This window comes from Candidatus Infernicultor aquiphilus, assembly GCF_002784285.1.
Classification (GTDB): Bacteria; Atribacterota; Phoenicimicrobiia; order Phoenicimicrobiales; family Phoenicimicrobiaceae; genus Infernicultor; species Infernicultor aquiphilus.
The window spans coordinates 1-12,260 of sequence record NZ_PFKO01000343.1 but is presented as its reverse complement, the minus strand read 5'-3'; the positions used below and the strand labels follow the sequence as shown (position 1 = coordinate 12,260).

Annotated in this window: 13 protein-coding genes; all 13 read right to left on the bottom strand. The window is 35.2% G+C overall.

Going from position 1 to position 12,260, the window contains the following annotated elements; translation table 11 throughout:
- Positions 1 to 687: MATE family efflux transporter (locus tag COZ07_RS09680; protein ID WP_406608361.1), on the bottom strand; the 687-nt coding region annotated here is incomplete at its 3' end.
- Positions 659 to 2,758 carry an ABC transporter ATP-binding protein gene (locus COZ07_RS09675; RefSeq protein WP_406608360.1) on the bottom strand — a complete coding sequence of 700 codons (2,100 nt, stop codon included), beginning with the start codon at positions 2,756 to 2,758 and terminating at the stop codon, positions 659 to 661. The genes COZ07_RS09675 and COZ07_RS09680, both read right to left, overlap by 29 nt.
- A 2-nt stretch (positions 2,759 to 2,760) precedes the next feature.
- Positions 2,761 to 4,440 (bottom strand): ABC transporter ATP-binding protein, encoded by a 1,680-nt coding sequence (locus COZ07_RS09670; protein WP_406608359.1) that lies wholly within the window; start codon positions 4,438 to 4,440, stop codon positions 2,761 to 2,763.
- 144 nt (positions 4,441 to 4,584) lie between these two features.
- Positions 4,585 to 5,238, bottom strand: coding sequence for a hypothetical protein (locus COZ07_RS09665; RefSeq protein WP_406608358.1), 654 nt, complete (start codon positions 5,236 to 5,238; stop codon positions 4,585 to 4,587).
- A 175-nt stretch (positions 5,239 to 5,413) separates the two neighbouring features.
- Positions 5,414 to 5,656, bottom strand: coding sequence for a NifU family protein (locus COZ07_RS09660; protein WP_406608357.1), 243 nt, complete (start codon positions 5,654 to 5,656; stop codon positions 5,414 to 5,416).
- Positions 5,657 to 5,888: 232 nt separating this feature from the next.
- Positions 5,889 to 6,428: a rubrerythrin family protein gene (rbr, locus tag COZ07_RS09655; protein ID WP_406608356.1), complete on the bottom strand. Its 540-nt coding sequence runs from the start codon at positions 6,426 to 6,428 to the stop codon at positions 5,889 to 5,891.
- 48 nt (positions 6,429 to 6,476) lie between these two features.
- Entirely contained in the window at positions 6,477 to 7,652 is a 1,176-nt protein-coding gene (locus COZ07_RS09650) for an FprA family A-type flavoprotein (RefSeq protein WP_406608355.1), read from the bottom strand.
- A 1-nt stretch (position 7,653) separates the two neighbouring features.
- Positions 7,654 to 8,364, bottom strand: coding sequence for a rubredoxin (gene rd / locus COZ07_RS09645; RefSeq protein ID WP_406608354.1), 711 nt, complete (start codon positions 8,362 to 8,364; stop codon positions 7,654 to 7,656).
- A 90-nt stretch (positions 8,365 to 8,454) separates the two neighbouring features.
- Positions 8,455 to 8,841: a desulfoferrodoxin gene (locus COZ07_RS09640; protein ID WP_406608353.1), complete on the bottom strand. Its 387-nt coding sequence runs from the start codon at positions 8,839 to 8,841 to the stop codon at positions 8,455 to 8,457.
- Positions 8,838 to 9,089 (bottom strand): hypothetical protein, encoded by a 252-nt coding sequence (locus tag COZ07_RS09635; RefSeq protein WP_406608352.1) that lies wholly within the window; start codon positions 9,087 to 9,089, stop codon positions 8,838 to 8,840. Before COZ07_RS09635 ends, COZ07_RS09640 begins: the two co-directional genes overlap by 4 nt.
- A 13-nt stretch (positions 9,090 to 9,102) precedes the next feature.
- Positions 9,103 to 10,764 carry a mucoidy inhibitor MuiA family protein gene (locus COZ07_RS09630; RefSeq protein WP_406608351.1) on the bottom strand — a complete coding sequence of 554 codons (1,662 nt, stop codon included), beginning with the start codon at positions 10,762 to 10,764 and terminating at the stop codon, positions 9,103 to 9,105.
- Between the two features lie 18 nt (positions 10,765 to 10,782).
- Entirely contained in the window at positions 10,783 to 11,223 is a 441-nt protein-coding gene (locus tag COZ07_RS09625) for a YbhB/YbcL family Raf kinase inhibitor-like protein (protein ID WP_406608350.1), read from the bottom strand.
- Between the two features lie 4 nt (positions 11,224 to 11,227).
- The gene (locus COZ07_RS09620; RefSeq protein WP_406608349.1) at positions 11,228 to 12,184 is read right to left on the bottom strand and encodes a carbohydrate kinase; all 957 of its coding nucleotides are present in this window, start codon (positions 12,182 to 12,184) and stop codon (positions 11,228 to 11,230) included.
- Between the last annotated feature and the right edge of the window lie 76 nt (positions 12,185 to 12,260).

Here is a 12,260-nt window from a genome sequence, read left to right as displayed (position 1 = left end):
GGTAGAATGTCCCACGGTAAGGTGTAAAAAAAGGAAAATAAAACCGATACCCCTGGTTATTGCTGTGGCAATGGCTGCTCCAGCAACTCCCATTTGGGGAAAGGGACCATATCCCATAATAAGTAAAGGATCAAGAATTATATTTAGTATATTAGCTATTATTAATGCTTTAAGTGGCGTTTGAGCATCTCCAGATCCACGCAGAGCCTGATTAACTCCCTCAAAGAAAAATATTGCTATGGACCAGCCAAAAGTTACCTTAAGATAGTCTGCAGCATAAATCAATACTTCACCTTCTGCTCCTAATAGGATAAGAATTGGTTCTACTAAAAATACAGCCACGATATACATAATAAAACTACCTATAAGTCCTAAAACAAAAGTTTGTCCTAAAACTAGATCTGCTTCTTCATAATTTCTATCTCCGGTAAAATGAGAAATAAGCGCGATAGTACCAACTGTTATACCTTGCACCACCATCATTAGAATAGCCACCACTGTTCCCGCAATTGCCAAAGCAGCTATTTCAACACTTCCCAATTTTCCCACAAAGTATAAATCTACCATCGAAAAAAGGTCTTGCAATGCACTTCCAATCATCATAGGAATTGCTAAGGTCCAAATAGATCTAGAAATGTTTCCGGTAATTAATCCATTTTTAATTTTTCGTTCTCTTTTCATCTCCATATATTTTCTCCATATCGCTTCTTAAATATTGGAACTTGTATAATTCAAAATAATAACCCTTCTGGGCAAGTAGTTGAGTATGAGTTCCGCTTTCTACGATTTTACCTTTATGCATAACATATATTCTATCTACATTCTGGATAGTAGATAGTCGATGAGCGATAGCAATGCTACTCCTATTCTTCATAATTTTTTTTATAGCATCCTGGATAAGATATTCAGTTTCACTGTCTATGTTGCTAGTTGCTTCATCAAGAATAAGTATTCTTGGCTCTTTGGTAAGTGCCCTGGCAAAGGAGATAAGCTGTCTTTGCCCGGTAGAAAGATTTGAGCCTCCTTCAGAAATAACCTCCCTATATTGTTTCTTTAATTTACTAATAAAATTATGAGCATTAACATATTTTGAATATTCTATCATCTTATTATCCTCTATCTCCTGGTTTAGGATAATATTATATTTAATATCCCCGGCAAACATAAAAACATCTTGTAGTACTAGTCCAAAATAATTTCTTAAGAATTTTAAATCCAAATCTTTTATATTTATCCCATCAATTAAAATTTCCCCTTCCGTGGGATCATAGAATCTTAAGAGAAGATTTATTAAAGTGGTCTTCCCTGCTCCGGTGGCTCCCACAAAGGCTACGGATTCATTAGGTTCAACTATAAAAGATACCTTATCAATAACTTTTTCCCCTTTTTTATATTCAAAAGAGATATTTCTAACTTCTACTCTTCCTTTCGTTATAGAGGGATACTTAGGATTTGGTTGGGAAGGTATTTTATCATCCTCCTGGAAAAGTAGAAATATTCGTTCGGAAGAAGCCATTGCCGATTGGAATATATCATATTTTTCGGAAAAATCAAAAATAGGTGTAAAAAGCATCTGGATATAGGATATAAAGGCAATAAGTACTCCGATGGAAAATTCACCCCTTAATACACCTTTTCCTCCAAAATATATGATGCCCCCCAGAGTGACATAAGATAGAATATCAATAAGTGGTCTAAATATGGAAAAGATTAACAATTGATATAGGTTTGCTTTATAATAATCCCGGTTAATTTTTCCAAAATCATCTTTAAATTTTTCTTCCTGATTAAATACCTGAACTAATGAAATACCAGAAATCGATTCTGATAAAAAACTATTTACTTTAGCTAAAGTAAGTCTTACCTTTCCATATGCTTCCCGAGCATATTTTTGAAACAGATAAAGCATAAAGAAAATTAGCGGAATAATTCCCAGCACCAGGATACTTAATTTAATCGATAACCTAAACATAATAATAAAAATGCCTATAACGGTGATAATGTCTTTTCCAGAATACACCAAAACATCGGTAAATAATTCTCGGAGAGCATCAATATCATTAGTTACTCTGGTAACCAATCTCCCGATAGGGTTATTATTAAAGAAATTAAGGGAAAGAGACATTAGATGTCTGGTAAGATCGCTTCTTAAATCATATAGCACATTTTCACTAACTAAGGCCATCATAATTACCTGAAAATAATTGAAAATAAAAGTGAAGATGAGAAGTCCCACATAGATTAGAGCAAATAATTTTACATTTTTCAAATCATTAGATCTTAATATTCTAATATCATCCTGGGATATTTTTGGTATCTCCGAATAAGGAATAAAAACCCCTTGAGCAGTTTTAGTGATATTGAGCTGATATTTTTTTAATAGATTTACACTTTCATCACCTTTAAACAAGATATATTTTTCTGGCCCGATAAGGGAATCTTCTTCTAACCGGAGATACTCCTCTTTACTTAATATATTGGAAGGTATAAAGATAAATTGATCAGTTAGAATACGATAAGATTTATGTTGATTAGTAATTTCGATTGATTTATCATTACGAATTAACCTTAGATGACTTCTCTCCATATAATTATCTACTACCTTCTTAGTTATCAGCGGGAGGCAAATCTGTATCCCGCTTAGAACCAAAACCAGGACAAATATGATCATAATCTTCCCTAAATAAGGACTACCATACTGCCACAGTTTTGAGAATATTTTTTTATCTGCCCCGGAATATAATTTTTCGTCTTCCATCTCTATTCTTCCAATTTTTGTATTTTATAAATACCTTTATATATATCAGACTTTTTAATCAACTCTCGGTGAGTACCACTGTTTTCCACTCGGCCTTGATCTAAAACAAATATATTATCCGCATTTATAAATGAAGAGATTCGATGTGATATAACTATAGTAGTAATCCCACGAGAATAATTCCTTAAATTTTTAATTATTTTTCTTTCTGTATCGGTATCCACCGCACTCAAGGCATCATCAAGAATAATCACTTTAGGCTTTCTAATAATTGCTCTGGCTAAACATAATCTCTGCTTCTGCCCGCCAGAAAGAGTTACCCCTTTTTCACCAACTATGGTCTTATACTGATCTTTTAACTCCATTATATTTTGGTGTATGGAAGCGATTTTACAAGCTTCAATTATCTCTTCATAAGTAGTATCTGGCTGACCAAATCTAACATTTTCCTCTATGGTTTCCGAGAAAAGAAAAGAATCTTGAGGAACATATCCTATACTTTCTCTGACCGCTGCTATTTTAATCTTTCTATAATCAATAGAATCATAAATAATTTCCCCGCTTTGGGGTTCAATTACCCGTAAAATTAATCTGGCTAAAGTACTCTTACCAGAACCTATTTTCCCGCAAACACCTACATACTGCCCTTTCTTTATATGGATATTTATATTCTCCAAAACCATTTGCCCATTATAAGAGAAATTAACTTTCTCAAACTTTATATCCCCCTGAAGGTTCCGGTATTCTGCTTTTGGAATATCCTGGATATCCGATTTTTCACTCAAAAATTCATTAATACGTTGGTAAGAAGCATTACCTCTTTGAAATATATTAGTAACCATTCCTATGGCGGTCATCGGCCAAACAATAATTCCCAGATAGGAAAAGAAAGCCACCAGTTCTCCAGTGGTAAGTTCATTAAGGATAACTTGTTGGCCTCCCACCAAAAGTATTATCGCCATTTCTATTTGTGCTAATATAAAGATCAGGGGAAACATAGTCCCCCAAATTTTGATCAGGGTTATGTTCTCATTTACATAATGCCGACTTAATTTATCAAAGTTTTTAGCTTCAGATTCTTCTTGTTGAAAGGCCTGAATTATTTTTATTCCAGAGATCATTTCCCGAACCTTTTCAGTCATTGATGAAAAGGTCTCCTGAACACTTTTAAATTTTTTAAACAATAATCTTATAAAAAATATGGAAATAAAAGAAATAATAGGAAGGGGGATGATAGCAAAAAGGGTAAGTTTTACATTAAGAAACAACATAAACACCAAAGTGGCTATAAAAAGAAAAACCGCATCAAAACCGGCAATCACACCAAAAGCGCAAGCCCTTCTTACCGATTCCATATCCTTAGTCATATGAGCCATAATATCTCCGGTTTTGGTTCTATTAAAAAAAGAACTGGAAAGGGTAAGTAAATGTTTAAATAATCGATTTTTAAAATCCATCTCTATAAAATGAGCTTGGCCAATAATTATTATTCTCCAGAAAAATCTAAAGATTCCGATAGCTATAGCCAGGGCAAAGATTAAGAGAGTAAATTGCAGGAGGTAAAAATAGTCATTATTAGGAGAAGGGAGAGAAATAATATAATCTATGGATCTTTGAATTATACGGGGTGAAATTAGTTGAGCAATATCCACTGCTACCAACATAAAAAATCCAAAAAACATCTTAAGGGAAACTTTTTTGTAGTAGGAAAAGATAAATTTAATCAACATAAATATAATAATATAGTGTAAATATAAATATTGTCAATTAAATCAGTAGCCTACCAAGTGACAAGGAGGATCCCCTTGTCACTTGGTAGGCAATTATTATTTATATTTTTCTTCCAATAATTCTTTTGCTCGCTTACTATAATAAGGATGATCACTGGCGGCAGCCTTCTCTAGAAAGGGCTTAGCCAGAGTCTTTTCTCTCATATCTATTAGTAACTCTGCATAAAAAACTTGACCTTGAGGATCATCGGGGAAATATTTTTGAAACTCTTCAAAATATCCCAGAGCTCTCTTTTTATTTTTCATCGGGAAGGGCAATTGATGCCAAAATCGTCCTAAGCACAACATCGGACCACCATCTTCATACATCTTATCCATGGCATAGGAAGTCTCAAAAGCATTTTCGGTACTTTTTTTCAGGCCTTCTTTTAAGGCTTTAAGTATGCTAACTCCATCAGAGTAAGTCCCGGCACTGACTCCATACCAATAATGTCCATCAATCTTTTCTGGCATGAGTTCTATTGCTTTTTTGCCATAATTCATACCGTCTTTACCATATTTTTTACAAATGTCTTCCCAGCCTTCTATTTCTTGCTGGAAAGCTAAGTTAGCATATTCCCGATGGGCCCTGGCACATTTCCAGTTAGTTTCATAATCATTTGGATTAGCTTCTACTGCTTTAATATAAAGAGGGATAGATTCTAAGATACTGTTGATATCTCCTTTCTCAAAAAGAGCATCTGCCGACATAATAAGAGAATCCTCAGCTAGTGAAGTAAAAGAAAAAAAGTAAACAATAAGATACAAGTAAGCGTAAAGAAAAGATATTTTTTCATCCTGACTCCTCCTAATTATAATATAATAATTTAATAATTTTAAATACCGAATATTTCTAGGTATAGTAAAGCTCTTTATCTATTTATGGTTATACTTCCACCACATCCTTAACTTCAGGAACTTCCTGTTTTAACATCCTTCCAATACCCATCTTCAAGGTCATCTGACTCATCGGACAACCAAAACAGGCACCCTTTAATTTTACTTTCACTATTCTATCGGGAGTGACTTCTACCAACTCTACATTTCCTCCCTCAGCTTGCAGAGATGGTCTTATCTTCTTTAAAGCAGACTCTACTCTTTCTTTTAAGGTATCTTTCTCTTTGGTCATATATATCCTCCTTTGATTTTAAAATATTTATTTAATTTATTACCCTTAATACAATACGGTTATTTCCCAAAAAGCTAAATAATATTTTCAACAAATTTTATATAGCAATACCGGGTCGGATAAATCCGACCCCTACATTATCATTCCCAGATCAGGTCGAGGACAGGTTTGTTTACTTTTTGGGGGACAACCACAACCACATTACAAGAAAAACAAAAATTAGTTTTATTATTTAATAATTTTCACTCTTCACTTCATAATAAGCGCGGGGGTGCTTACAGACCGGGCAGATTTCAGGCGCCTCAGGTCCTTCATAGATCCTGCCGCAATTTCGGCATTTCCATAAAGTTTTACCTACTGGTCTTTTAAAAACTTGACCCTCTTTAACTTTTTCCAGAAGTTTCTGGTAACGCTCCATGTGTTCTTTTTCAATTTCAGCAATCCCGGCAAACATTTTAGCAATTTCTTCAAACCCTTCCTCTCGTGCTTCTTTAGCCATACGGGGATACATCTCGGTCCATTCGAAATTTTCCCCGGCTGCCGCTGCTTTTAAATTCTCACTCGTATTTCCAATCCCCTCTAACTTTTTAAAATGGAGCTTGGCATGTTCCTTTTCGTTTTCAGCTGTTTCTAAAAAAAGAGAGGCGATCTGTTCATATCCTTCTTTTTTAGCTACCGAAGCAAAATAAGTGTATTTGTTTCTGGCTTGAGATTCTCCCGCAAAAGCCTCCATTAAATTTTTTTCAGTTTTTGTTCCTTTTATATTTTTCATTTTTTTATTTCCCTCACCATTTTTATAAAAAATATATTTATTTAACATTTACAGATTTTTATGTTTTTCTGCTATTTCACCGGCTAATCTTATTAAAGAATCATAATCTTCTTCTTTGGGGTAACCCTTTATTATTACCGGGGAAAGGATTTCTACTTTTAAATTGTTTATCATGGCCGTAATATCTTGCAACATTTTTCCTCCCCATCCATAAGAACCAATAATCGAGGCATATCTTAATTTTGGTCTTAAGGCATTGGCCAGATAAACTGCTGACACTACCTGGGGATGTGCTCCAGTTAAAACCGTAGGTGAGGCAATTACGATAGTGGCAGCATCAACTAAAGCCATAGCTAATTCACCTATATCGGTCCGGGTAAGATTAAAGGGTTGGACAGTTATTCCATTTTTCATTAACTCTTCAGTTAAGATATAGACCATCTCCTTAACGCTATCATGCATAGAAATATAAGGAATAACTACCTCATTCTTAACCTCATCGGAAGTCCATTCTCTATAAGCTGACAAAATAAATTCTGGACGAGGATAGATCTGGCCGTGACTGGGGGCAATAGTTTTAATCTCTAATTTTTTTAATCTCTCTAAATGTTTTTTGATATTGCTGCGGAAAGGCATCATAATCTCTGCATAATAACGTTTGGCGGCAAAATAAACTTTAGACTCATTATCCACCCATAAATTGCTCTCGGCAAGATGTGCCCCGAAGAGGTCACAACTGAACAAAATCTTGTCCTCCTCTAAGTAAGTTAACATAGTTTCCGGCCAGTGCACCCAGGGGGCAAAGATAAACTGTAAAGTTTTCCCTTCCAAAGAGAGGGTATCACTATCATGGACAGTTAAAATTCTATCTTCTTTAATAAGAAGGTGTTCTATCAACATTTTTTTACATTTTTCATTAGTAACTACTTTTGCTTCCGGATATAATTCTAATATTATGGGGATAGCTCCAGAATGATCTTGTTCGGCATGATTTACCACTAAATAATCAAGCTGCTCTATCCCTAAATCATCTAAATTATCTAATAAAACATCTTCTTTGGTCGGATCAACTGTATCGATTAAAGCTGTTTTTTCCTGACCTTTTATCAGATAAGAGTTATAACTGGTGCCCTCAGGAAGAGGAATAAGTTCATCAAATAACCTTCTATCCCAGTCAATTGCCCCAACCCAATAAATATCTTTTTTTATTTCTTTTACCGCCATTTTAGCTCAGCTCCTCAAACTCATCTTTGCCTGCTCCACATATCGGGCAGACCCAATCATCAGGAAGATCTTCAAAAGGAGTGCCGGGATTTACTCCTGATTCTGGATCTCCCTTTTCAGGATCATAAATATATCCACAAACTGAACATTCATATTTAGCCATTTTTTCTAACTCCTTTCTTTTTTTATTATTTTCTATTTTCTTATTATCAGCAATATAGGTAGGTGCAGTTTGGGGAGAGATGCCTTTCTTTATTTGATGGTAATAATCATAAGTTAATGGTTTTGCTTTTTTAATATTTTCAGCCTCGACCACTTTCCCTACAAACAAAGTATGAGTCCCGACATCGATGGCCTGGATAACTTCTGCTTCGAGATAAGCTATAGTGTTTTCCATAATTATAGGTGAACCGGTTACTCCGATTTTATAATTTATCCCCTCAAATTTATCTTGGTCTCTTCCCGATTTAAAACCAAATCTTCCAATAAATTTCATATCAACTTCCTGTTCTAATACTGAAACAGCAAAGACCTTACTTTGAGTAATAAAATCATGGGTAAAATTCTTTTTATTAATACTAACCGCTATGGTGGCAGGTTCTGCAGTTATTTGAAACACTGTATTAGCAATCTGTCCATTTATTTGGTCTTCCTTTTTTGAACTGACTATATAAATACCATAGCTGATATTATAAAGAACTTTTAAATCCATTGTACCTCTCCTTTTAAAAAACTAAGACTTAAAACTTGATACTTCTACTTCTATCCGGGGCGTATGCCATACGCCCCTACAATTAAATTACTATTTACCTTCTTTATGTTCCCATAATCCGTGAATATTACAGTATTCTCTAATTTTTTCTAATCCTTCCACATCTTTGAAGAGAGACTCTGGTTTATCACCCGGTTTTAAGAATTTTCTAGAAGCACCTCCTTTAGTAATAATTTCTATCCATTCGATATAATGCTTTTCTTCCATAGGATGTAAGGTTGAACCAACCACCGCTTTAATTCCGGAAGGAATTTTTTCTATTACCGGTACATGTTTTTCGGTAGTCTGATCAGCAGTTTGCTCTCTCATCAGCTTCATTTCCTGCCCACAACAGACTAATGTGCCCTTACCGATATGTAATACCTCAACAATATTTCCGCAAATTTCGCATTTGTAAACTTCTAATCTTTTAGTCATTTACCTTTACCTCCTTTTTTATTATTATTAAAAAACAGCGAAAGAACTTGCCGATAGTCTTTAAAATCTGTAGTCACTTTCGTATTCATAGCCATTCCCTCAGCTCCTTCCTCTGTTTTTACTTTCATTTCCATAAACATCCGTAGAGGTATCCAGGTCTTGCTGCTAATCCATAATTTTCCCGAAGCTTCCGCAGACCCTTCCGATTCTCCCCCTTGTGGAGACATAGCTTGCAGGTTTCCCATCACTTGAAGAGCATTATCAATATAATCCTTCTACTATCATATCTCGGGGATGCTCAACTGTAAAAGTATAAAATATTTCCTGCTTTTGCTGAGGTTCTAATTCTAATTCCCATAACCAGATTCCTTTTCGGTCTTCCCAGTCTTTTATCCCTGGTTCGAGACTTATCTCATTTATCTTTATTTTAATACGGTCATCTTCTGAAATAGGTAAAGCTTCATATAATTTTACTTTAATTTTTTTAGATTTATAGTTCTCTACCGTAAGTTTGTATTGATAAGTCGTGCGTTTGGTCCGCGAAGGAATCCCGGCAATCAAAGTTTCATCAACTTTCTTCTCCAGACATTCCCTTTTTACTTTAACATTTTCATCAATTCCCAAATACAAATCAAACTCCTCGCTGGGAGCAATATTGCCCATACTGGAGAATCCCACAAAATCTCCTTCTAAAAATATATTCACCCGACCGGCAAGTAATTGAAGTCCCTTACTATTGGTTACCCGGGAACCCAGATAGGCAAATGGGCTAACTCGAGGGTAGCTTGAATATTCAAACACCGCTGATAAAATTTGGGAAGAAATAGGAAATTTATGTTCTGAATTATCAGATTTCACCGCTATCTTAGCCGGAAGGGTATATACTACCGCAATACCTTTTTCTTCAGCCGTGGCAAATTCAATCTCCCCTTCAACTTTTTCTTCCAAAGCTCCTGCCTCTTTTTTAAATGCTTCCGTTTGATAAGCTGGTGCTGACGCTACTGACATTTTATCTTTCCTAACTTCAGGCTGATAGGGTCTTAAAAACCAGGGGGCAACATAAGGCATGCTCCCTCCGACTCTTGGTTTAGCGGTTGATAAAGAACAATCTACCTCTAACCAATCCTCACCGGTAGCCTGTTTAATTACTCCGTAAGAGACTAATTCAACTTCCGATGTTTCAAAATTTGCCCGAGCATCATAAATCGGATTCCAGGAAGCGCCTTTCACCAGATAAGAGACCTTCAAATCTGCGCTCCCCTCTTTTAACACTTCCAGCTCTACTATAATTGACCTTTTTATTTTTTCCTGCACGCCGGATATCTGGGACAATTCGTTTTGTAAAGTTTCCATCTTGTTTTTTAAATCTCTAATTTGAAGTTCACAATCTAAGGCCTGGGCATAATTCTCTTTTAGTCCTAGATCTAAAAAATTAAGTATATTCTCTAAATCACTTATTGGTGGCATCTTAGTAACCAAATCTTGAGGAATTTGTTCATTGGAAAATAGAGTTATTGAATTTAAAAAATTTTTCTTCTCGGTGAGTACGGCTTTAAGGTTCTGCATTCCCGCTATCTCATCTTCTAATCTCTGAATTTCCTCCTCAAGCTGTTTTATTCTTTCCGAGGGAACTTCTTCTAAATACTCTTTCTTCACCTGTGCTCCAAAAAGTTTAATTACTGCACTACCCTCTGCAGAAACCCTTAAAGAATTTTCGTCAACCTCGGGAATGATATTAGAAAAAACTGCTTTATAGCTTCCGGTAGCCAGCTCAAGATGAGCAACCCTATTGATCAAGGCAGAATCAGTATAAACACAAATCTCACTAATCTCTGATTCCACCTCAACTTCGGCGGCATAGATATTGATACCAACCAACCAAATCAATCCCAAAAATATTATAATTTTTATTATCTTATTCATCTTCAACCCCCTTTATTATTATCTATTTTTCTCTCTGGTATATAGACCAATTAATTCCGCGGTAGCTAAAATGTGCCCTTCCATGGCTTTTTCTAATTCCTTCTTTTTACAACCCTCTTCTAAATGGAGTTTTTCATCAAGGGCATATAATTTAAAGAAATAGCGGTGAGTACCCGAGGGAGGGCAGGGGCCTCCATATTCCAATTTTCTGAAATCATTAATTCCTGGTGTCCCTGGAACCGAATTTTCTTCAATAATATCGGTAACATGGATATTAAAGACTATCCAATGCACCCAGATTCCCATAGGCGCATCGGGATCTTCCACCATCAGGGCTAATCTTTTAGTTTCTTCTGGTACCTCCTCAATAATTAAGCTAGGATTAATGTCTTCACCATCACAGGTAAATTTTGCCGGAATAAATTGATTATTTTCAAATTCAAGACTTTCTAATTTCATTACTCTATCCTCCTTTTTTTATTTTATGTTTTAAATTTTCTATCTCCTTTTCCAACCACTGGGGATATTCTGGTACTGCGCCAGATTGGGAAACCACAAAATTACCCACCATTTCTGCAAACTCTGCCGCCTCATAGATGCCTTTTCCGCATAAATAAGAAAATAAAAAGCCTGCACTATAACTGTCTCCACCTCCTACGGTATCGGCTACCGGTCCATTTAGACCGATTATTTTCTCCAACTTGCCCTTATGGTAAATAGATGATCCATTCTTACCGTGGGTAATACAGACAATAGAAAGGTCATATTTCTGGCAAAGGAATTCCGCCAAGTTTTCCTGTTTTAAGGTTTGTTCAAAAAGAAGTTCAGAAAGAATAAACGCCTCTCTATCGTTTAGCTTTACTATTGAGCTTTGACATAATGATTTTTCAATCCATTCCTTTTCATAATAATTTTGTCTTAAATTTACATCATAAAATACATCATCAGCATTAATCCTGGAAAGAATTTGATTGAGTATTTCTCGATTTCGTTTCGTCCGTTGAGCCAGGGTTCCAAAACAGAATACCTGCCATTCATTTTTTACTAAACTATCCATTAAATCTTGCTCTAAAATAATATTATCCCAGGCAACATTCTCCTTTATCAGATAAGTAGGATGACCCTTTTCATCAAGACTTACTTCTACAGTTCCAGTGGGTAAATAAGGATTGACTCTGATAAAGGTAGAATCGATACCCCGTTTTTCAGCTTCTTTTAGGGCTTTTCTCCCCAGGACATCTTCGCCCACAGAAGAGATGAGTGTAGATTCAATTCCCATTTTCGAAAGATGGGCAGCAAGATTAAAGGGAGCACCACCGATATAAGATTTGCCATTTATAATATCCCAGAGAATTTCTCCAAATAACAAAGCCTTCACTTCTTTGCCCCCTCCTTTCTTAAAGATTAAATTCTGGTTCATATTTTGTTTATATATTACCATTTCTACAAATTTTTTAAAAATCCTCTTTTTTTATTAAAAATAGATAAAAAATAAT